At 68.6% G+C, this 19,406-nt stretch carries 23 protein-coding genes; 7 read left to right on the forward strand and 16 right to left on the reverse strand.

From position 1 onward, the window contains the following. Positions 1-104: 104 nt before the first annotated feature. The 5 genes from trpA to NP4_RS10430 all read right to left on the reverse strand — a co-directional run bounded on the left by trpA (position 105) and on the right by NP4_RS10430 (position 5,463). Positions 105-896, reverse strand: a complete 792-nt coding sequence (gene trpA, locus NP4_RS10410) for a tryptophan synthase subunit alpha (RefSeq protein ID WP_067995575.1) — start codon at positions 894-896, stop codon at positions 105-107. Then, positions 893-2,155 carry a tryptophan synthase subunit beta gene (gene trpB / locus NP4_RS10415; RefSeq protein WP_067995583.1) on the reverse strand — a complete coding sequence of 421 codons (1,263 nt, stop codon included), beginning with the start codon at positions 2,153-2,155 and terminating at the stop codon, positions 893-895. Before trpB ends, trpA begins: the two co-directional genes overlap by 4 nt. Beyond that, positions 2,152-2,976, reverse strand: a complete 825-nt coding sequence (gene trpC, locus NP4_RS10420; RefSeq protein WP_062510083.1) for an indole-3-glycerol phosphate synthase TrpC — start codon at positions 2,974-2,976, stop codon at positions 2,152-2,154. The genes trpB and trpC overlap by 4 nt, the downstream gene beginning before the upstream one ends. Before the next feature lie 145 nt (positions 2,977-3,121). Beyond that, positions 3,122-3,904, reverse strand: coding sequence for a TIGR02234 family membrane protein (locus NP4_RS10425; RefSeq protein ID WP_082875733.1), 783 nt, complete (start codon positions 3,902-3,904; stop codon positions 3,122-3,124). Then, entirely contained in the window at positions 3,901-5,463 is a 1,563-nt protein-coding gene (locus NP4_RS10430; protein WP_067995586.1) for an anthranilate synthase component I, read from the reverse strand. Before NP4_RS10430 ends, NP4_RS10425 begins: the two co-directional genes overlap by 4 nt. Before the next feature lie 229 nt (positions 5,464-5,692). Here NP4_RS10430 and NP4_RS10435 point away from each other — a divergent pair, with 229 nt between their 5' ends. The 4 genes from NP4_RS10435 (at position 5,693) to NP4_RS10450 (ending at position 7,833) form a co-directional block, all read left to right on the forward strand. Then, positions 5,693-6,004: a hypothetical protein gene (locus NP4_RS10435; RefSeq protein WP_062510077.1), complete on the forward strand. Its 312-nt coding sequence runs from the start codon at positions 5,693-5,695 to the stop codon at positions 6,002-6,004. Positions 6,005-6,058: 54 nt separating this feature from the next. Further along, on the forward strand, positions 6,059-6,520 hold the full coding sequence (locus tag NP4_RS10440) for a peroxiredoxin (protein WP_062510075.1): 462 nt from the start codon (positions 6,059-6,061) through the stop codon (positions 6,518-6,520). A gap of 59 nt (positions 6,521-6,579) precedes the next feature. After that, positions 6,580-7,164: a permease gene (locus tag NP4_RS10445; protein ID WP_067995593.1), complete on the forward strand. Its 585-nt coding sequence runs from the start codon at positions 6,580-6,582 to the stop codon at positions 7,162-7,164. A gap of 156 nt (positions 7,165-7,320) precedes the next feature. Continuing rightward, complete coding sequence (locus NP4_RS10450) at positions 7,321-7,833, forward strand: MarR family winged helix-turn-helix transcriptional regulator (RefSeq protein WP_245997905.1); 513 nt, start codon at positions 7,321-7,323, stop codon at positions 7,831-7,833. Here the strand turns inward: NP4_RS10450 and hisI are convergent. The 4 genes from hisI to priA are packed head-to-tail and all read right to left on the reverse strand — an operon-like array spanning position 7,830 to position 10,564. Beyond that, the gene (hisI, locus tag NP4_RS10455) at positions 7,830-8,186 is read right to left on the reverse strand and encodes a phosphoribosyl-AMP cyclohydrolase (RefSeq protein WP_067995604.1); all 357 of its coding nucleotides are present in this window, start codon (positions 8,184-8,186) and stop codon (positions 7,830-7,832) included. The genes NP4_RS10450 and hisI overlap by 4 nt on opposite strands. Next, on the reverse strand, positions 8,183-8,956 hold the full coding sequence (gene hisF / locus NP4_RS10460) for an imidazole glycerol phosphate synthase subunit HisF (RefSeq protein WP_067995605.1): 774 nt from the start codon (positions 8,954-8,956) through the stop codon (positions 8,183-8,185). The genes hisI and hisF overlap by 4 nt, the downstream gene beginning before the upstream one ends. After that, positions 8,953-9,789: an inositol monophosphatase family protein gene (locus NP4_RS10465; RefSeq protein WP_067995607.1), complete on the reverse strand. Its 837-nt coding sequence runs from the start codon at positions 9,787-9,789 to the stop codon at positions 8,953-8,955. The genes hisF and NP4_RS10465 overlap by 4 nt, the downstream gene beginning before the upstream one ends. A gap of 4 nt (positions 9,790-9,793) precedes the next feature. Continuing rightward, positions 9,794-10,564, reverse strand: a complete 771-nt coding sequence (gene priA, locus NP4_RS10470; protein ID WP_174556119.1) for a bifunctional 1-(5-phosphoribosyl)-5-((5-phosphoribosylamino)methylideneamino)imidazole-4-carboxamide isomerase/phosphoribosylanthranilate isomerase PriA — start codon at positions 10,562-10,564, stop codon at positions 9,794-9,796. Positions 10,565-10,795: 231 nt separating this feature from the next. Here priA and NP4_RS10475 point away from each other — a divergent pair, with 231 nt between their 5' ends. Further along, on the forward strand, positions 10,796-11,272 hold the full coding sequence (locus NP4_RS10475; RefSeq protein WP_067995611.1) for a hypothetical protein: 477 nt from the start codon (positions 10,796-10,798) through the stop codon (positions 11,270-11,272). Here NP4_RS10475 and hisH read toward each other — a convergent pair. The 4 genes from hisH to hisD are packed head-to-tail and all read right to left on the reverse strand — an operon-like array spanning position 11,269 to position 14,976. Next, positions 11,269-11,901: an imidazole glycerol phosphate synthase subunit HisH gene (hisH, locus tag NP4_RS10480; RefSeq protein ID WP_067995612.1), complete on the reverse strand. Its 633-nt coding sequence runs from the start codon at positions 11,899-11,901 to the stop codon at positions 11,269-11,271. The genes NP4_RS10475 and hisH overlap by 4 nt on opposite strands. Then, positions 11,898-12,512 carry an imidazoleglycerol-phosphate dehydratase HisB gene (hisB, locus tag NP4_RS10485; protein WP_067995613.1) on the reverse strand — a complete coding sequence of 205 codons (615 nt, stop codon included), beginning with the start codon at positions 12,510-12,512 and terminating at the stop codon, positions 11,898-11,900. Before hisB ends, hisH begins: the two co-directional genes overlap by 4 nt. Before the next feature lie 11 nt (positions 12,513-12,523). After that, positions 12,524-13,642: a histidinol-phosphate transaminase gene (locus tag NP4_RS10490; RefSeq protein WP_067995619.1), complete on the reverse strand. Its 1,119-nt coding sequence runs from the start codon at positions 13,640-13,642 to the stop codon at positions 12,524-12,526. Further along, the gene (gene hisD, locus NP4_RS10495; protein WP_067995622.1) at positions 13,639-14,976 is read right to left on the reverse strand and encodes a histidinol dehydrogenase; all 1,338 of its coding nucleotides are present in this window, start codon (positions 14,974-14,976) and stop codon (positions 13,639-13,641) included. The genes NP4_RS10490 and hisD overlap by 4 nt, the downstream gene beginning before the upstream one ends. A gap of 283 nt (positions 14,977-15,259) precedes the next feature. On the opposite strand from hisD, the gene NP4_RS10500 reads away from it, so the two are divergent. Continuing rightward, the gene (locus NP4_RS10500; protein ID WP_067995624.1) at positions 15,260-15,682 is read left to right on the forward strand and encodes a YjdF family protein; all 423 of its coding nucleotides are present in this window, start codon (positions 15,260-15,262) and stop codon (positions 15,680-15,682) included. Positions 15,683-15,694: 12 nt separating this feature from the next. Here the strand turns inward: NP4_RS10500 and NP4_RS10505 are convergent, their stop codons facing one another. After that, positions 15,695-16,306 carry a maleylpyruvate isomerase family mycothiol-dependent enzyme gene (locus NP4_RS10505; protein WP_067995627.1) on the reverse strand — a complete coding sequence of 204 codons (612 nt, stop codon included), beginning with the start codon at positions 16,304-16,306 and terminating at the stop codon, positions 15,695-15,697. A 62-nt stretch (positions 16,307-16,368) separates the two neighbouring features. Beyond that, positions 16,369-16,656 carry a putative quinol monooxygenase gene (locus NP4_RS10510; protein ID WP_067995629.1) on the reverse strand — a complete coding sequence of 96 codons (288 nt, stop codon included), beginning with the start codon at positions 16,654-16,656 and terminating at the stop codon, positions 16,369-16,371. Positions 16,657-16,790: 134 nt separating this feature from the next. Between NP4_RS10510 and NP4_RS10515 the strand changes: the two genes are divergently transcribed. Further along, complete coding sequence (locus NP4_RS10515) at positions 16,791-17,627, forward strand: helix-turn-helix transcriptional regulator (protein WP_067995958.1); 837 nt, start codon at positions 16,791-16,793, stop codon at positions 17,625-17,627. Here NP4_RS10515 and NP4_RS10520 read toward each other — a convergent pair. Then, entirely contained in the window at positions 17,622-19,226 is a 1,605-nt protein-coding gene (locus tag NP4_RS10520) for a serine/threonine-protein kinase (RefSeq protein WP_082875735.1), read from the reverse strand. The genes NP4_RS10515 and NP4_RS10520 overlap by 6 nt on opposite strands. Positions 19,227-19,406 lie beyond the last annotated feature (180 nt).

Raw genomic sequence — 19,406 nt, forward strand, 5'->3', positions numbered from 1 at the left:
ACGCGTCACCGCGGGCGTGTGGGAACACTCGCCGGCGTACTCCGTTCAGCGCGACCCGAGGAACGGGTCGCTATATCGAAATACGAGGCGCGGGCGCCGATGGTTCAGGACGGAACGGCGGCCGAACGCACGCCACGGGCGAGTTCGGCGGTGAGCGCGCGCACCGCGTCCAGGCCCTCGGCCGCAGCCGACACCAGGGCCGAACCGACGATCACACCGTCGGCGTAGGCGGCGATCTCCGCGGCCTGTGCGCCATTGCGCACACCCAGGCCGACGCCGATCGGAATATCGGAATGCGCGCGCACCCGCGCGCACAGTTCCGGGGCCATCGACGACACGCTGTCGCGCGCGCCGGTCACACCCATGGTCGAGGCGGCGTAGACGAATCCACTGGTGGCTTCGAGGGTTTTGACCAGCCGCTCCTCGGTCGAGGACGGGGCGACCAGGAAGATGCGGTCCAGATCGTGTGCGCGGGAGGCGTCGAACCACTCCCCCGCCTCGTCCGGAATCAGATTCGGGGTGATCATGCCGAGCCCGCCCGCAGCGGCGAGATCCCGCGCGAACCGGTCGACGCCGTACTGCAGCACCGGATTCCAGTAGGTCATCACGACGGCCTTACCGCCCGCCTTCGTGATCGCCTCGACGACGGCGAATACGTCGCGCACCCGAATGCCCGCGCTCAGCGCCTGTTCGGTGGCGGCCTGGATGGTCGGCCCGTCCATCACCGGATCGGAGTACGCGACGCCGACTTCGATGATGTCGCAACCGGATTCGACCATCGCGGTGCAGGCGGCGATGGATCCGGCCAGATCCGGATAGCCCGCGGGCAGATAGCCGATCAGCGCGGCCCGGTTCTCGCCGCGGCAGGCCGCGAAAGTACTACCCAGGCGACTCACTGATCGGTCTCCTTGTCGAACAACCCGAACCAGCGGGCCGCGGTGTCCATATCCTTGTCGCCGCGACCGGACAGGTTCACCAGAATGATTGCGCCCTCGCCCAATTCGCGGCCCAGCTGCAGCGCGCCCGCCACGGCGTGCGCGGATTCGATGGCCGGGATGATGCCCTCGGTACGCGAGAGCAGCAGCAGCGCGTCCATCGCCTCGGCATCGGTGATCGGCCGGTACTCGGCGCGGCCGACATCCTTGAGGAAGGCGTGTTCGGGACCGACGCCCGGATAGTCCAAACCGGCGGAGATGGAATGGGATTCGATCGTCTGGCCGTCCTCGTCCTGCAGCAGATACGAGTACGCGCCCTGGAACGCGCCGGGGCGTCCGCCGGTGAAAGTGGCGGCGTGCCTTCCGGTTTCGACGCCGTCGCCCGCGGCCTCGAAGCCGACCAGTCGTACGCTCGGATCATCGATGAACGGATGGAAGATGCCGATGGCATTGGATCCGCCACCCACACAGGCCACCACGGCATCGGGCAACCGCCCGGTCCGCGACTGCACCTGCACCCGCGCCTCGAGGCCGACGACGCGCTGGAAATCGCGCACCATCGTCGGGAACGGATGCGGGCCCGCGGCCGTGCCGAAGCAGTAGTAGGTGTCGTCGGCGTGCGAAACCCAGTCGCGCAGCGCCTCGTTGATGGCGTCCTTGAGCGTCTGCGAGCCGGTGGTCACCGAGACCACCTCCGCGCCGAGCAGCCGCATGCGGGCCACATTCAGCGCCTGGCGGGCGGTGTCGACCGCGCCCATGTAGATCACGCACTCCTGGCCCAGCAGCGCACACGCGGTCGCGGTGGCCACGCCGTGCTGGCCCGCGCCGGTCTCGGCGATGACCCGGTTCTTACCCATTCGCTTGGCGAGCAGCGCCTGACCGAGCACATTGTTGATCTTGTGAGATCCGGTGTGGTTCAGATCTTCCCGCTTGAGCAGGATGCGCGCACCGCCCGCGTGCTCGGACAGCCGCTCGCATTCGAATACCGGCGAGGGGCGACCGGCGTAGTCGCGCTGCAGCCGGTCCAGCTCGTGCAGGAAGCCGGGATCGACTCGGGCCTTGTCGTATTCGGCGGTGACCTCCTCGATCACCGCCATCAACGCCTCGGGTACGTGCCGACCGCCGTAGACGCCGAAATGGCCGCCCCCGTCGGGGTCGTGACTGCGCTTGACGACGCCCTCGCTCGCCTGCGGCAGCGCGGTATCGGGGAGATCCGTCATCGGCTGGCTCCGCGGCGCAGCGGGCGCGGGCAGGACGGATGCGTTCCGGCGGTGGCCAGTTCGGAGACCGCGGCGCGCGGGTCGCCACTGGTCACCAGGCTCTCGCCGACGAGTACGGCATCGGCTCCGGCGCCCGCGTAGGCGAGCAGATCGGCGGTGCCGTTGATACCGGATTCCGCGACGCGAATGATCTCGGTCGGCAGGCCGGGCGCGATGCGCGCGAACACATCACGGTCGACCTCGAGGGTTTTGAGATTGCGGGCGTTCACGCCGATCACCGAGGCGCCGGCCTCCAGGGCCCGGTCGGCTTCCTCTTCGGTGTGCACCTCGACCAGGGCGGTCATGCCCAGCGATTCGGTGCGGTCGATCAGCGAGGACAGCACATCCTGTTCCAGCGCGGCCACGATCAGCAGGATGACGTCGGCGCCGTGGGCGCGCGCCTCGTGGATCTGATAGGGCCCGACGACGAAGTCCTTGCGCAGGATCGGCACATCGACCACGGCGCGCACGGCGTCCAGATCGGCGAGCGAACCGTGGAAGCGGCGCTGTTCGGTCAGCACGCTGATGATGCGCGCGCCGCCGTCCTCATAGGCCTTGGCGAGTTCGGCGGGGTTGGGGATGTCGGCCAGCGAACCCTTGGAGGGGCTGGCGCGCTTGACCTCGGCTATGACCCCGACACCGTCCTGATGCAGTGCGGCCAGCCCGTTGCGCGGCGACGGGGCGGCGGCGGCAGCCTTCTTGACGGCCTGGAAATCCAGGAGGGCTTCCCGAGCGGCCACATCCGCGCGGACCCCGTCGAGAATCGAGTCGAGTACCGTCATCTGGCTCGAATCCTTTCTGGGGAGACGGACTTGCTGCCTGAGAATCCCCCCAGGCGCTGTCTCACCGATGCTGATAAAGAGTAATTGGCTATGTTCGCCGCGCCGACGGCGGGGTGTTCTGCGTCGCATCCGCGAGCCGCGCGGGTCATCGCTTACCCGGCTCGTCGTCGGTCGGATCGGTTCCCGCGTCGAGCGCGTCCCACAGCACGCGTTCGGACAACCCGCCGGTCGGGGTGGATTCGTCCGGTCGTTCCGATGTATCCGATTGGCCGCTGGCGGCTTTCGCGTGCCGCTCGGCCACCTGCGCGGCGGCCGCCGCGCGGCGGAACACCGGATTGTCGTACTTGCCCGACAGCCGCGCGGTGGTCTCGGGCATACGGGCCAGCAATACGCCCGCCACGAACGCCGCCAACGCGCCCAGCACGCTCAGTAATGCGGGGAATCCGGCCGTGGTGACCTGGTCCACCTGTGCTCGGGCGGGCAGTTCGGCCAGCCGGGCCGCGCGGGCGGCGGTATCGCCGTGATGGGTCAGCATGGCGAAGCCGGGCACCGCGGCCACCGCGGCCAGTACCGCGACCACCACGCCGACCAGCCGTCGCAACCAGCCCCGCGCGGCCAGTACGGCCGCGACCGATGCCAGCAGCACCAGCGCCAGCGGCGTCAGCGCCCCGAACCACAGCCCGCCGTTGAGCTGATGGGTCCGCGGTTCGGTGAGCCCGTCGGAGGAGCGCAGCGTCACCCAGTTCAGCCGCGAGGAGCCCCACAGCGCGAGCGCCGCGACCGCGAGCAACAGCACCGGCCCGATCGGATATTTCCGAGGGTGGGCCACCGCAGCGGCGTGAGCGGCGTCGGCCTGCGGATCGTCACGACGCGGCGGCTGGGGCCCGCGCGAATCGGGCTGGGGTGGTTCGGTTTCCGGGGAACTCATCGATCCTTGCCGTCGTCGGGGGCGAAGGTGCGTACGGTCCTGGCCGCGGCGACGGCCTTGAGTACCGCCATGGCCTTGTTGCGGGCCTCGGTGTCCTCGTATTCGGCCTTGGAGTCGGCGACGATGCCCGCACCCGCCTGGACGTAGGCGACGCCGTCCTTGAGCAGTGCGGTGCGGATGGCGATCGCGGTATCGGCGTCGCCCGCGAAGTCGAGATAGCCGACCACCCCGGCGTAGACGCCGCGCCGGGTGGGCTCGAGCTCCTCGATCAATTCCATCGCCCGCACCTTCGGCGCACCGGACAGCGTGCCCGCGGGGAAGCATGCCTGCACCGCGTCGAGGGCGATGCGGCCGGGCGCGAGCCGACCCGACACCGTCGAAACCAGATGCATCACATGGCTGTAGCGCTCGACGTGGCGGTAGTCGGTGACGCGCACGGTGCCGGGCTGACAGACTCGGCCCAGATCGTTGCGGCCGAGATCGACGAGCATGAGGTGCTCGGCGTTCTCCTTCTCGTCGGCCAGCAGATCCTTCTCCAGCAGCAGATCGTCCTCGTCGGTCGCCCCGCGCCAGCGCGTACCGGCGATCGGATGGGTGGTCGCCACCCCGTCCTTCACCGTCACCAGCGATTCGGGGCTGGAACCGACGATCGAGAACGCGGTGCCGCCCGAGCCGTCGGGCACATGCAGCAGATACATGTACGGGCTCGGATTCGACGCGCGCAGCATGCGATACAGATCCAGCGGACTGCCGTCGTAATCCATTTCGAAGCGCTGCGACAGCACGACCTGGAACGCCTCGCCCGCCTCGATCTCCCCGACCAGTCGCCGCACGCCCGCGCCGAACTCCTCGATCGTTCGCCGGCGGCGATAGTCCGGCTCGGGCCGGTCGAAGATCGACACGGTCGATTCCGCGGGCGCGGCCAGCGCGGCGGTCATGCGATCGAGCCGCGCCAGCGCGTCGTCGTAGGCCTCGTCGACGCGTTCGTCGGTGCCGTTCCAGTTGACGGCGTTGGCGATCAACGTGATCGCGCCCTCGTGATGGTCGAAGGCGGCCAGATCGGTGGCCAGCAGCATGACCATATCGGGCAGTTGCAGATCATCGGTGGCCAGTTCGGGCAGCCGTTCCAGGCGTCGCACGATGTCGTAGGCGAAATAGCCGACCAGTCCACCGGTCAGCGGCGGCAGGCCGGGCAGGCGTTCGGTGCGCAGCACCTCGAGGGTGTGACGCAGGGCCCGCAGCGGATCGCCGCCCGACGGCGCGTCCGCGGGGGTCGCGCCCAGCCAGGCCGCCTCGCCGTCGATCACGGTCAGCGCGGCCGGACTGCCCGCGCCGATGAACGACCATCGCGACCAGGACCGCCCGTTCTCCGCGGACTCGAGCAGGAATGTCCCCGCGCGATCGGCGGCCAGTTTGCGGTAGGTCGACAACGGAGTCTCCGAGTCCGCCAACACCTTTCGGGTCACCGGCACCACACGGTGCTCGGCCGCCAGCGCCCGGAACTGCTCGCGCGTCGTGGTGGTGGGTTCTCCGAGACGATCGGATGAGGGGCCGTGCATTTCTTCATCATTCCAGGCACCGGCAAGCGGGTTTCCCGCACCCCGCGACCGGCGAAAACCCTCCCCGGACCCGATCGCGCGGGCTAGCCTTACCGGCATCGTCGCGGCCGTCGGCTTCCCGGTTCGCGAACTCACCTGATGCGAGGGCTGGCAATCGGACACAGCCGAGCCTTGATCTGTCTCGAATAGAAGTAGACCGAAGACCGCCACAGAGAGGAGTTCCCCAGCGATGTACCCCTCGCAACCGGTGTCGCCGGAAGGTCCGCGACATGCTGCCGGCCAGCCGTTGGGCGGCATGCCCACCCAGGCGCCGCGGATGATGAACATGAGCCCGCCCGCGGGAATAGGCAAGCACAACGCACTCGCCTCGTTCGTCACCTATGTGAAGGCGCTGGAGGGCCTGGACCGCAACAGCTTTCCGCAGGAGTACGCGCAGCACGCCGATCGCATCAAGGAGCTCAAGCCGTTCCTCAAGGCGCACGGCATCCTCGACGTCATGGATATCAAGAACCCGGAAGTTGCCGCGCTGATCGGCGCCTAGTACCGAATTCGCCACCGGTGCCGGGCGCCTCGCGCGCCCGGTACTGTCCATGCCATGAAGCAAGGCCAGCGCGCACCCCAGTTCGAGCTTCCCGATCAGTCGGGCACCGCCCGGTCCCTCGATTCGCTGCTGGCGGACGGGCCGCTGGTGCTGTTCTTCTTCCCCGCCGCCAATACGCCGGTCTGCACGGCCGAGGCGTGCCACTTCCGGGATCTCACCGCCGAATTCGCCGCCCTGGGCGCGTCCTGCGCGGGCATCAGCACCGATTCGATCGACACCCAGGCGGGCTTCGCCGATAAGCAGCGGTTGGCCTATCCGGTGCTGTCGGATCAGGACGGCGCGGTCGCCGAGCGATTCGGCGTCAAACGCGGGCTGCTCGGCAAACTGGCTCCGGTCAAGCGGCAGACCTTCGTCATCGATACCGACCGCACGGTCCTGAAGGTGATCTCCAGCGAATTCAGGGCGAATACCCACGCCGATACCGCGCTGGAGTTCCTCCGCCAACGAAACGGCTGATCCGAAACGCTGTTCGCGACAACCCCTCGGCTCGAGGCCGGGCGCATACCCTGAGAGGTATGACTACGCGAAGCGTGGAGCAATCACCCGGCAGCGGGTCGTCGTCCGCCACGTGGCGCAACCGGATCGTCGGGTTGCTGCTCGTGATCGTGGCGCTGGTCATCGCCTACTTCCTGCTGGCCGCCTTCATCCCGCGCTGGTGGGCCCAGCGCATCGCGGAGATGTCCGGGCACGGCAGCTTCGCCAAGGGCATCTGGTCCGGATTGGCGCTGGGCTTCCTGTGCTCGCTGGTGCCGCTGCTACTTCTGCTGTGCGCGGCGCTGATCTGGCGCAGGCGCGGTGGCCGGTTCGTCGCGGGAGCGGCGGCGGTGCTCGCGGTGGCCGCGGCCGTCCCGAATCTGATGACGTTATCGATCGTGGCGGGTGGCAGCAGCGCCGCGCACGCCGGGGAGCGGGTACTCGACGTCGATGCGCCCGGATTCCGCGGGGCGACCCTGATCGGCGCGATCGTCGCGGCCGCGCTGTTCCTGCTCGTCGTGTTCGGCAGCGTGCGGCGGCGCTTCCGCAAACATCGGGCGGCCACCCGGCCCGAGCAGCCCGCGCCGACGACTACCCCGACGTCGCCGACGCAGTCGGACGCTTGATCAGCCGTGAGAGATGTCACGTCATTTCCAACACGGGTGACCTTCGAGCGAAATCGTGGCAAACTTGAAGCCGCAGGTGACCGTGAATTGAAGTTTCAATAATCCCTAGGATTGCTAACGAAATCACCGTCACTTGGCTGCAAGAGAGGGCGCGAAGTGACGAAGTGGCTGAATCCCATAGAACAGCGAGCTTGGCGGACCCTTGTCGCACTGACGACTCGGCTACCAGCGGCAATGGATACGCAACTGCAGCGTGAATCCGGCGTGACGCATTTCGAATATTTCGTAATGGCAGTGCTGTCGGAGGAACCGGGGCACCGGCTGCAGTTGAGCGAACTCGCCTATAAGGCAAATGCATCGCTATCTCGACTGTCCCATGTCGTGACCAAGTTGGAACGACTCGGCTGGGTGCATCGCGAGGTGCTGCCCGGGCGACGCGGCGCACATGCGGTGCTCACCGACACCGGCTATCGCAAGGTCGAGGAGGCCACTCCCGGCTATCTCGACGCCGTGCGCGGACTGGTCTTCGACGGTATGGATGCCAATCAGACCCGGCAGCTGCTCGAGCTCGGCCAGACGCTGGTCCAGCAGCTGGAGACGGGTATGGACCGCGGTATCGGCCGCTCCAGCGGACGGCCGACGCCGCCCGCGGACTCGATGACCGATTAGCGGGATCGGTCCGACAGCAGAACGTCACCGTCCCAGCAGGTGTGCGTACCGGTGTGGCAGGCCGCGCCCTCCTGATCGACGATCAGCAGGATGGCGTCGCCGTCGCAGTCCAGGCGCACCTCGTGGACGTACTGGGTGTGGCCGGAGGTCTCACCCTTAACCCAGTACTGCTGGCGCGAGCGCGAATAGTAGGTGGCCTTGCGGGTCGCCAGCGTGCGGGCCAGGGCCTCGTCGTCCATCCACGCCATCATCAGCACATCGCCGGTGGCGCGCTCCTGGGCGATGGCCGCGACCAGTCCGGCCTCGTTGCGCTTCAGCCGGGACGCGATCCCCGGATCCAAACTCGTGCTCACCGTACGACGATACCTTCGCCGCGCATGGCGTCCTTGACCTGCGTGATCGTCAGATCGCCGAAGTGGAATACGCTCGCGGCCAGCACCGCGTCGGCGCCGGTCTGCACGGCGGGCGCGAAATCGGCCACCGCGCCCGCACCGCCACTGGCGATGATCGGCACGGTGACGGCCGCGCGGACCGCGGCGATCATGGGCAGATCGAAGCCGGCCTTGGTGCCGTCGGCGTCCATCGAATTGAGCAGGATCTCGCCCACACCCAATTCGGCTCCGCGCACGGCCCATTCGACGGCGTCGATGCCGGTGCTGCGCTTACCGCCGTGGGTGGTGACCTCCCAGCCCGACGGCGTCGGATCATTGCCCTCGGGCACCAGCCGCGCGTCCACCGACAGCACGATGCACTGCGAGCCGAAGCGCTCCGACATCTCGCGCAGGATCTCCGGATCGGCGATGGCGGCGGTATTGACCGAAACCTTGTCCGCGCCCGCGCGCAGCAGCCGGTCGACATCCTCGACCGTGCGCACGCCGCCGCCGACGGTCAGCGGGATGAAGATCTGCTCGGCGGTGCGGGTTACCACGTCGATCATGGTGCCGCGCTCGCCGGTGGAGGCGGTGACGTCGAGGAAGGTCAGCTCGTCGGCGCCCTGGGCGTCATAGGCCGCGGCCAGTTCCACCGGATCGCCCGCATCGCGCAGATTTTCGAAGTTCACGCCCTTGACGACGCGACCGGCGTCGACGTCCAGGCAGGGAATCACGCGTACGGCCAGGGTCATTGCGTTCGGTCTCCCGTCGTGCGGCGCGCGGTCTCCCGATCCACCGCGATATCGATCAGCTCCAGCAGTTCCTCGTGCACGCCGGGCGCGGCCGCGAGCACCGACCCGGAGGCCAGCGTCCACGGCTCGCCGCGCAGATCGGTCACCACGCCCCCGGCCGCGCGCACCAGCGCGACCCCGGCGGCGTTGTCCCAGGGATGATGGCCGAACACGACCGCGCCCCCGAGAACGCCGGATGCGGTGAACGCCAAGTCGATTCCCGTCGAACCATGCATGCGCATGCGCCCCGACAACCGGCTCAGCGCGCCGAGCAGATCGAAGCGGAACCGCCCCGGGATGCGACCGTGACTGTCGAGATTGAACGTGCCGAAGCCGATCATGACATCGGAGAGTTTGCCATGCGCCAAGGGCGGCAACGGATTTCCGTCCAGATACACCGGACCCCCGACCACGGCGGCGTAGCGGCGGCCCAGCAGCGGAAGCCAGGTCAGTCCCAGTACCGGTTCACCGTCGTCGACCAGCGACAGCAGCATGCCCGACAGTGGATGGGCCGCCGAGTAATTGAAGGTGCCATCGATCGGATCGAGCACCCAGGCCGTGCCGGAGCTCAGTTCGGGACCGCCGAATTCCTCGCCGTGCACCGGGATTCCGGTGCGCTCGCGCAATTGCTCGGACAGGGTGCGCTCGAGCTCGAGATCCAGCGCGGTGGCGAAGTCGCCGCGCCCCTTCTGCACCGCGCTCGGGGCGCCGATGCCCTCGGCGAAACGCGGTGCGACCGAATCCAATACCTCGCTCGCGATGGCGAGCAGCGCGTTGCGGTCCCGGACGGCCATCGCCTCAGCGCACCGCGGCCAGGGCCTCGGGCAGCGTGAATCGCCCGGCGTACAGGGCCTTTCCGACGATCGCGCCCTCCACTCCCTCCTCGACCAGCGAGGCGATGGCCCGCAGGTCCTCGAGGGTGGAGACGCCACCGGAGGCGATCACCGGCGCGTCGGTGGCATTGGTGACCTCGCTCAGCAGCTCGAGGTTGGGCCCGGTGAGGGTGCCGTCCTTGGTGACGTCGGTGACCACATAGCGCGTGCAGCCGTCGCGTTCGAGGCGCTCGAGCACCTCCCACAGATCGCCGCCGTCGCTGACCCAGCCGCGCCCGCGCAGCCGGTACTCCCCGTCGACGAGGCGCACATCCAGGCCGACCGCGATCTTGTCGCCGTATTCGGCGATCGCGCGGGCGCACCACAGCGGATCCTCGAGGGCCGCGGTACCGAGGTTGACCCGGGCGCAGCCGGTGGCCAGGGCCGCCTTCAGCGAGTCGTCGTCGCGGATGCCGCCCGACAGCTCGACCTTGACGTCCAGTTCGCCGACCACCGCGGCCAGCAGCTCACGGTTGGAGCCGCGCCCGAAGGCGGCGTCCAGATCGACCAGATGCACCCATTCGGCGCCGGCCTCCTGCCAGGCGAGCGCGGCATCACGGGGCGCGCCGTAGCTGGTTTCGCTCCCGGCCTCCCCCTGAACCAGGCGCACGGCCTCACCATTGGCGACATCCACCGCGGGTAGCAACACAAGACGAGCGCCGCCGCCTCGCTGGCGCTCGGCCGCGCCGCCCGTCAGGGACGCTGTGTTATCTGGTTCGCTCGCAAGCTCGCTCACGTGAGAAGCCTACTGGGCAATCTTTACGGCATCCGAACCGGGCGGCACGCAATGCGACCTGTGTCACGCGTGGCCTCTACCACGGCAGGGTTTGGCCGGTCGCCGAGTGGGTTACAGACACAGTGGACGTGTCATCGGGGGCACGGGCACAGGTCCTTTCGCCAGTCCATGTCGACCAACGAGGGGTGACCCATGTTCCGGATCACGCTGCGGCGCCTGGCCGTCGCGCTGCCTTCGGCGGTAGCCGGAACGGCTGCGCTGGTAGCCAATCCGGCCGCGGCCGCGCCGTCGGACCCATTGACCCAGGCGGCCTGCGATTTCGGTTGGCAGCTGAACACCTACGACTACAGCAACTACGACGACTACACCCGTCGCGTCCTGGACCGCTCGACCGGCGAATTCCGCGGTCAGTTCGAGGGACAACTACCCGACAAACGCGCCCAGGCCGTGGCCGCGCACACCCGCGCGGAAGCCCTCAAGGTCGAATGCGTCACCGACACAGCCGATCCCGATCACGCCCAGACGATCGTCACCGTCGACCAATCCACCCGCAGCGACACCACTTTCGGCATTCCGCAGCAGGCCCGCTCGGTTATGCGGGTGAACCTCGACAATGTCGACGGACGCTGGCTGGCCGGGCGCGTGGATCCGGTGCTGCCGCAGCGCTAGAGCGACGATACCCAGTTGCGCAACAACTGCGCGCCCGCGTCGCCGGACTTCTCCGGATGGAACTGGGTGGCGCTGAGCGGGCCGTTCTCGACCGCGGCCAGGAAGCGGCCGCCGTGGTCGGACCAGGTGAGTTTGGCCGGTTCCAGCGGGCCCTCGCCGGTCCACTCCCACTTCTGCGCGGCGTAGGAGTGCACGAAGTAGAAGCGGGTATCGGCGTCCATGCCCGCGAACAGGACGCTGTCGACCGGGGCCCGGACGGTGTTCCAGCCCATATGCGGCAGGATCGAGGCGGGCAGCCGCTCGACGGTACCGGGCCATTCGGCGCAGCCCTCGGTCTCGACGCCGAATTCGACGCCGCGCGCGAACAGGATCTGCATGCCGACGCAGATGCCCAGCACCGGGCGGGCCCCGGCCAGGCGCTTGCCGATGATGCGTTCACCGCGCACCGCGCGCAGACCGGCCATGCAGGCGGCGTAGGCGCCGACGCCGGGCACCACCAAACCGTCCGCGTTCAAGGCGATTTCAGGGTCGGCGGTGACCGTCACCTCCGCGCCCGCGCGAATCAGCGCGCGATTGGCGGAGTGCAGATTGCCCGAGCCGTAGTCCAATAGGGCGACCGACTTCGTCACAGCGTCCCCTTCGTCGACGGCACGCCGCTCACGCGCGGGTCGAATTCCACCGCGGCGCGCAGCGCCCGCGCCACGGCCTTGAATTCGGCCTCGGTGACATGGTGCTGATCGCGGCCGTAGAGCACCCGCACGTGCAGGGCGATGCGGGCGTTGAGCGCGATCGACTCGAAGACGTGCCGGTTCAGCACGGTCGAATAGGGCGCGCCGGGCCCGTTGGTGGGAATCACGGTGTGCAGCAGGTGTTCCGGCTCGCCGGTGTGCACGCAGTACGGGCGGCCGGAGACATCGACCGCGGCGTGGGCGAGGGTTTCGTCCATGGGAATGTAGGCGTCGCCGAAGCGACGGATGCCCTGTTTATCGCCCAGCGCCTGTCCGAGCGCCTGCCCGAAGACGATCGCGGTGTCCTCGACGGTGTGATGCGCCTCGATCTCGATATCGCCCTCGGCACGCACCGACAGGTCGAAGCTGGCGTGTGCGCCGAGCGCGGTCAACATATGGTCGTAGAACGGCACGCCGGTGGCGATATCGGTCTTGCCGGTGCCGTCGAGATTCAACTCGACGACGATGCTCGACTCCTTGGTGGTGCGTTCCACCCGCGCGGTTCGGTTCATACTCACTTCCGTCACTTCACGACCTCCGCGCTCGCGAGTTTCTCGCTCACACGCAGGAATTCGTCGTTCTCCGCGGCCAGGCCGATGGTGGCGCGCAGATAGCCGGGGATGCCGACATCGCGGATCAGCACGCCCTCGTCGAGATACCTCTGCCACGCGCCCGGTGCGTCGGCGAACCGGCCGAACAGCAGGAAATTGGCGTCACTCGGCGCGACCTCGAAACCCAATTCCCGCAGCGCCGCCGCGACCCGATCGCGCTGCGCGGCCAATTCGGCCACGCTGGCGAGGGTTTCGTCGGCATGACGCAGGGCCGCCCGCGCGGCGGCTTGGGTGACCACCGACAGGTGATAGGGCAGGCGCACCAGCAGCAGCGCATCGATCACCGCGGGCGCGGCGGCCAGATAACCCAGCCGCCCACCGGCGAACGCGAAGGCCTTCGACATCGTCCGCGTCACAACGAGTTTCGCCGGATACCGATCGATCAGCCCGATCGCGCTGGCGGCCGCGGAGAATTCGCCGTAGGCCTCGTCCACGACCACCAGACCGGGCGCGGCCTCGAGGATCCGGATCAGATCCGCGGCCGCGACGCTGTGTCCGGTCGGATTGTTCGGGCTGGTCACGAAGACGATATCGGGCCGCCGCTCGGCGATGCAGGCCAGCGCGTAGTCCACATCGAGGGAGAAGTCCGCGGCGCGCTTGGCCTCGACCCATTCGGTATCGATGCCCTCGGAGATGATCGGATGCATCGAATACGAGGGCACGAAGCCCATGGCGCTGCGACCCGGACCACCGAAGGCCTGCAGCAGCTGCTGCAGAATCTCGTTGGAGCCGTTGGCCGCCCACACATTCGCCGTATCCAGGGCCACCCCGGTCTGCCGGGTCAGATACGCCGCGAGCTCACCGCGCAGCGCGACCGCGTCGCGATCGGGATAGCGGTGCAGATCGGCGGCCGCGGCGCGGATCGACTCGGCCACATCGTCGATCAGCGCCCGGCTCGGCGGATGCGGATTCTCATTGGTGTTCAGCTGCACCGGAACGGTCAATTGCGGTGCGCCGTAAGGCTTCTTACCGCGCAGATTGTCCCGCAGCGGCAGATCGTCGAGGCTGATCGCGGATCCGGGGACGGTCATGACAGCGCCTCGAAACGAATCCGCACGGCCTGACCGTGGGCGGGCAGGTCCTCGGCGTCGGCCAGCGCGACCACATGTCCGGCAACGTCTTTCAGCGCCGCCTCGCTGTAGTCGACGACGTGGATACCGCGCAGGAAAGTCTGCACGCTCAGACCCGAGGAGTGCCGGGCGCATCCGGCGGTCGGCAGCACATGATTGGAACCCGCGCAGTAGTCGCCGAGGCTGACCGGCGACCACGCACCCACGAAAACCGCTCCGGCGCTGCGGACCCGGGCCGCCACGGCGGCGGCGTCGGCGGTCTGGATCTCCAGGTGTTCGGCGGCGTAGGCGTTCACCACGCGCAGGCCCTGCTCGATGTCGTCGACCAGTACGATGCCGGACTGCTTGCCCGACAGCGCCTCCGCGACGCGGTGGTGGTGTTTGACGACCGCGAGCTGAGTGTTGATCGCGGCGTCGACGGCGTCGGCGAGTGCGACGCTGTCGGTGACCAGCACGCTGGCGGCCAGCACATCGTGTTCGGCCTGGCTGATCAGATCGGCGGCCACATGCGCGGGGTCGGCGGTGGCGTCGGCGAGTACGGCGATCTCGGTGGGCCCGGCCTCGGCATCGATGCCGACCAGGCCGCGACACAGCCGCTTGGCGGCGGTGACATAGATATTGCCCGGGCCGGTGATCAGATCGACCGGTTCCAGTGCGACGCCGTCGGTATCGACGCCGCCGTAGGACAGCAGCGCGACCGCCTGCGCCCCGCCGACGGCCCAGACCTCGGTGACGCCGAGCAGTTTCGCCGCGGCTAGGATGGCCGGATGCGGCAGGCCGCCGAACCGCGCCTGCGGCGGCGAGGCCACCACCAGCGATTCCACGCCCGCGGCCTGGGCGGGCACCACATTCATCACGACGCTGGACGGATAGACCGCATTGCCGCCGGGTACGTACAACCCGACCCGCTCGACCGGAACCCAGCGCTCGGTGACCGTCCCGCCCGGGACGACCTCGGTGGTGGTGTCGGTGCGGCGCTGATCGGCGTGCACCTTGCGGGTGCGCTCGATGGCGACCTCGAGGGCCGTGCGCACGGCCGGTTCGAGTTCGGCCAGGGCCTGGTCCAGGGCCGCGGCCGGAACGCGGATCGAGGCGGGCGCGACGCCGTCGAACTTCTCGCTGAATTCGATTGCCGCGCCCACGCCGCGATCGCGGATCGCCTCGACCACCGGGCGCACCTGATGCAGCACCGAGTCGACGTCGACTCCCCCGCGCGGCAGCGCGGCGCGCAGCTCGGCGGCGGTGGGAGTGCGACCGCGCAGATCGACGCGGGCGAGCTCGATGCGGGATGTCATGGCGGTGGAAATCCTTCGTCTGTGCTGGTCATCAGATCGGCTTCTGGCCAGTTACCAGACTATCCGGTAGCTGCCAGTGGATATTCACCGCCGTCGCCGGGCGGAAATCCGATGGCCCGCCGCGGCCGGATGTCGCTACCATCGCGGGCGGGACGAGCGAAAACACGGCCCGGTCGGTAGTCCGGGCGGTCGCGACCCGCGGCTCAGTAACCTCCCTCCCAGGGTGTCCGGCCCGTCCTCCCACCCGCGGCGCGCAGCCGCACCACAACCATGGGAGGAAACGATGCCGAGCACGTTCAGCGTGTTCTACGACGGCCAGTTCTGGGTCGGGGTCCTCGAGATCACCGACGAATTCGGTGTGCGCGCGGCCCGCCATATCTTCGGGGCCGAGCCGAGCAATGCCGAACTCGAGGAATTCGCCCTGCGCCACTACGGCCGTCTGCTCGACCGAGCCCTGGCCGCCCCGCCCGTCCCCCTCGAGTCCCGGCCGACCGCACGACTCAACCCGAAACGCCTGGCCCGCCTGGCCGCCCGTGAACAGGCGGCTCGCCCGGTGAGTTCCGCCGCACAAGAGGCCCTGCGTGAGGCTCACGAACAGGCGGGCCACGAGAACCGCGCGGCCGCCAAGCGCCGCCGCGTCACCGAATCCGAGCAACGCCGAGAGGCCGCCGCCCGCAAACGAAAGGCCAAGCGCCGCGGGCATTGACGCGACGGAAGCTCAGGCGGGCGTCGACATCCGCTGCCGGAGCACTGATACGCCCGCACCGTCGAGGTCGTCCAGTGCGGCCGATCGGCCCACCATGGCCATGGCCAAGGCTTCGCCCGGCCCGCGGACCTCCGGGCCGGATCCGGTGGACCAGTCCAGATCGGTCGCCGCGAACCGCAGTCCGCGGGTGTAGCGACCCGGCCCGGCGAACGGGTCCGGATGCGACAGCACGCTGCGCAGCCGGTCCTCGGGGATCTGCCGGGTCCGGCCGAGCGGGCGGCGGATGTCCTGCTGATGAACGAGCATGTCGGACAGGCCCACCCGCGGCGCCAGCCGGGTGATGCGCTCGCCGGAGTTCTCCAGCCTGCTCACCAGCTGTGTCGTCGACAGGGCGCGGGACTTGTCGGCCAGCAGGTTGTTCATGCGGTCGGCCGACAGGCCACAGCGCAGGAATACACCCGCGTAGGTCGGGGCGGCGATGGCGTCGTAGAGCAGATGTCCGACGACATCGCGCACCCGCCAGCCCGCGCACAGCGACGGCGCCAGCCATTCCTCATCGGACAGGCTCCGCAGCAGCGCGATCAGCTCCGCCCGCTCGGCCCGCAGCAACTCCCGGGTGTTCACAGCGAAAGACTATCCACGGCAACGGTTGTCGCGGAAGTCATAGTTCCGGCCGGTAGCGGATGCTATTCGGCGACCAGGCGGCGAATCACCAGCGGCTCGGCCAGGATCTCCTCGAGCACCTTGGCCACATGTTCGAAATGCGGTGTGCGGAAATGCTCGTCGAGCGCTTCCCCGCCGGTCCACTCCTCCACGATCACCATGTGCGCCGGATCGTTGGGGTCGACGAACGGTTGATAGGAGATGCAGCCGGGTTCGGCCAGCGACGGCTCGATCATCCCCTCCAGCGCGGTGCGCAGCCGATCCTCCTGTCCGGCCGCCGCGCGGGTCTCGGCAATAACGAACAGACTCATGGGTTTTCACTCCTTCAGGCTGAAAGCTTTATGGGACCCACTCTCGCCCTCTCCAAGAGGACGCGCCAGTGCGCCGCTCGCCTGGGCACGACGTGACCAGGTTCGGTTCCGCCCCGCCGACGATACTGATGATCATGACATTCGATCGACGCGCCGAACTCGGCGAATTCCTCCGCTCGCGCCGGGCCCGGCTGCGTCCGCAGGAGTTCGGCCTGGCCGATCACGGCACTCGTCGCCGGGTTCCGGGTTTGCGCCGCGAGGAATTGGCGATGCTGGCCGGGATCAGCGTTGATCACTATGTTCGTCTCGAACAGGGCCGCACCCTGCAGTTCTCCGAATCGGTGCTGGACGCCGTGGCTCGCGTGCTGCGGCTGACCCCGATCGAACGCGAACACCTCTACCGGCTCGCCCGGCCATGGTCGGGTGCGGAGACCGGTGACGATCAGCAGGTCCGCCCGGGGTTGCGCCGTCTGCTCGACACCGCCGATATCCCGGCCTATATCGTCGGACGCGGCGCCCGGGTGCTGGCCTGGAATCGGCTGGCCGCAGCGCTAATCACCGATTTCGCCGCGCTCGCGCCCGCGGACCGCAATCTGGCGAGGCTGGTATTCCTCGACGAGGGCATGCGCCAGCTGTTCGAAGACTGGGACGCCAAGGCCGCCGATGTGGTCGCCTATCTGCGCCTGGACCTCTCGCGCCATCCGGGCTGCCCGCTCATCGGCGCTCTGATCGACGAATTGTCCTCGGGCAGCGCCGAATTCCGAACGCTGTGGGCCCGGCACGAGATCCGCGACAAGACTCACGGCCGCTACGTCTACCGGCATCCGGAGGTGGGTCGCCTGGAGCTCGCCTACGAAACCCTGCGGCTGCCCGATGACCCCGATCAAGCCTATATCGCCCAGACCGCCGAGCCGGGCTCGCCGTCGGAAACGGCGCTGCGCCTGCTGGGTTCGCTGAGCGTGCGGCTATGAGTTGGAGGCGGACATCCGGGTGTCGCTGTCGATCAGCGGGCGGCCGCCGCTGCCGATGACGACTCGCATGGTCACCCGCTTGCTCTGGCCACCGGCGGTGACACTGGCGACCGACATGTCCACCGAGCCATCGGAATTGGTGCCCGAGCCGCCGCCCGTGCCCTCGATGCCCCGGTATCCCGTCACCGGGTGCTGGGACCAGTAGCTGTCGAAGTCCTTCTGACTGCCGTACACCTGCTGCGCGGCCGGGGTGAGCATATTCCAGGCGGTGCTCGTGCCCTGATCGACCAGGGCACTGTAGAACTGGTCGATCATATCGGCGGCGGCGCCGACGGTGGCCTGGCCATTGCTCTTGGTCTTGCCCACCGCGGCGGCCGCGGACGTGGTGCTGCCGCCGCCCGTCGGGCCACTCACCGCGGAGGAATTGCCCTGCGCGCCGGGTGAATTCGAATCCGAGCTGTTGAACATCGCCACCAGCGCCACGGCCACGATAACCAGGCCCACCGCGAAACCGCCGATGAACAACAGCGGCTTGCGATTACGCGGCGGCTCCGCGTCGACCGGGGTCTGCACCGGATGCGAACGGGTCGGATGCGCACCCGGCGGGGCCGGGCGAACCGGCGGCATCTCGGGTTCGGAATACGGTGCGGCCGTAGCCATCATCTCCGCGGTGGAGATATCCGCCTGTGCCGCACGGCGATCCAGGGTGCGCACGGCCTGCTGCCGACGCGGGGCGGCCGCGCGATTGGCGGCCGGGCGACGGGTCGCGAGCATATGGGTGGGCTCGGAATCCGCGCCGTAGTCGGCGAAGTCGGCCAGGATGTCGCGGACCTCGGTCATGCTCGGGCGATCCTCGGGATCGAAGCTGAGCAGATCGAGCAGCAGATCGGTCAGCGGTCCGGCATTGCGGGGCTGACTGAGCTGGCCGTTGGCCGCGGCGTAGAGCAGCGCCAGCGGATTCGGGTTGGTGCCGTAGGGCGGCTCACCCTCGAGGGAGTGGAAAAGCGTTGCGCCCAGGGCGAAGACGTCGGCGGCCGGGCTCGGCTCCGCGCCGCGCGCCACCTCGGGCGCGAGATAGGCGGCGGTGCCGGAGATCAGGCCGGTCGCGGTCAGCGTCACATCGCCCTTGGCCTTGGAGATGCCGAAGTCGGTGATCTTGACCGTGCCGTTCTCGCCGAGCAGCACATTGCCCGGCTTCACGTCGCGGTGCACGATGCCCGCCCGATGCGCGGCCACCAGCGCGGAGGCGACCTGCTCGCCGATGCGCGCGACCTGCGGCAGCGGCAGCGTGCCCTGCGAGGACAGCACCACCGCGAGGCTCTGCGAGGGCAGATACTCCATGATCAGGCACGGATCACCCTCGTGGTCGGTGATGTCGAAGACCACGATGGCGTTGGGGTGCTGGAAACGCGCGGCGTTGCGGGCCTCACGAGAGGCGCGCTGGCGCACGATGTCCTTCTCACCCGGCGGCAGGCTCGGCTGGGTGAGGATCTGTTTGATCGCCACCGATCGTTCGAGTCGCTCGTCGACGGCACGCCAAACGACGCCTGTGCCGCCGCTACCAATCCGTTCGACCAGGCGGTAATGCCCTGCGATCACTTGGCCGGTTTCGATGGCACTACTCCGAGTTTCTCCGCGATCCATGACTTACCGATGTGCGGTTGCCCGCGTGTTCCCCGCACGAGTGTAGCTGGCCCGACCGGGAGCTCCGACGCCGGAGTGAGATCTGAGCGAAATATGTCCGACACCTGTGCGATGAAGGCGAGATCACTGTGTGAT

The organism is Nocardia pseudobrasiliensis NBRC 108224 (genome assembly GCF_001613105.1).
Lineage (GTDB): Bacteria > Actinomycetota > Actinomycetes > Mycobacteriales > Mycobacteriaceae > Nocardia > Nocardia pseudobrasiliensis.

Coding starts and splice junctions, on each gene's coding strand:
- NP4_RS10510 (WP_067995629.1), bottom strand. CDS start 16,656: ATGAGTCTGTTCGTTATTGCCGAGACCCGCGCGGCGGCCGGACAGGAG.
- NP4_RS10445 (WP_067995593.1), top strand. CDS start 6,580: ATGACTACGCGAAGCGTGGAGCAATCACCCGGCAGCGGGTCGTCGTCC.
- NP4_RS10500 (WP_067995624.1), top strand. CDS start 15,260: ATGCCGAGCACGTTCAGCGTGTTCTACGACGGCCAGTTCTGGGTCGGG.
- hisF (WP_067995605.1), bottom strand. CDS start 8,956: ATGACCCTGGCCGTACGCGTGATTCCCTGCCTGGACGTCGACGCCGGT.
- NP4_RS10440 (WP_062510075.1), top strand. CDS start 6,059: ATGAAGCAAGGCCAGCGCGCACCCCAGTTCGAGCTTCCCGATCAGTCG.
- NP4_RS10515 (WP_067995958.1), top strand. CDS start 16,791: ATGACATTCGATCGACGCGCCGAACTCGGCGAATTCCTCCGCTCGCGC.
- trpB (WP_067995583.1), bottom strand. CDS start 2,155: ATGACGGATCTCCCCGATACCGCGCTGCCGCAGGCGAGCGAGGGCGTC.
- NP4_RS10465 (WP_067995607.1), bottom strand. CDS start 9,789: ATGGCCGTCCGGGACCGCAACGCGCTGCTCGCCATCGCGAGCGAGGTA.
- NP4_RS10475 (WP_067995611.1), top strand. CDS start 10,796: ATGTTCCGGATCACGCTGCGGCGCCTGGCCGTCGCGCTGCCTTCGGCG.
- hisB (WP_067995613.1), bottom strand. CDS start 12,512: ATGAACCGAACCGCGCGGGTGGAACGCACCACCAAGGAGTCGAGCATC.
- NP4_RS10435 (WP_062510077.1), top strand. CDS start 5,693: ATGTACCCCTCGCAACCGGTGTCGCCGGAAGGTCCGCGACATGCTGCC.
- trpC (WP_062510083.1), bottom strand. CDS start 2,976: ATGACGGTACTCGACTCGATTCTCGACGGGGTCCGCGCGGATGTGGCC.
- hisD (WP_067995622.1), bottom strand. CDS start 14,976: ATGACATCCCGCATCGAGCTCGCCCGCGTCGATCTGCGCGGTCGCACT.
- NP4_RS10430 (WP_067995586.1), bottom strand. CDS start 5,463: ATGCACGGCCCCTCATCCGATCGTCTCGGAGAACCCACCACCACGACG.
- NP4_RS10425 (WP_082875733.1), bottom strand. CDS start 3,904: ATGAGTTCCCCGGAAACCGAACCACCCCAGCCCGATTCGCGCGGGCCC.
- NP4_RS10490 (WP_067995619.1), bottom strand. CDS start 13,642: ATGACCGTCCCCGGATCCGCGATCAGCCTCGACGATCTGCCGCTGCGG.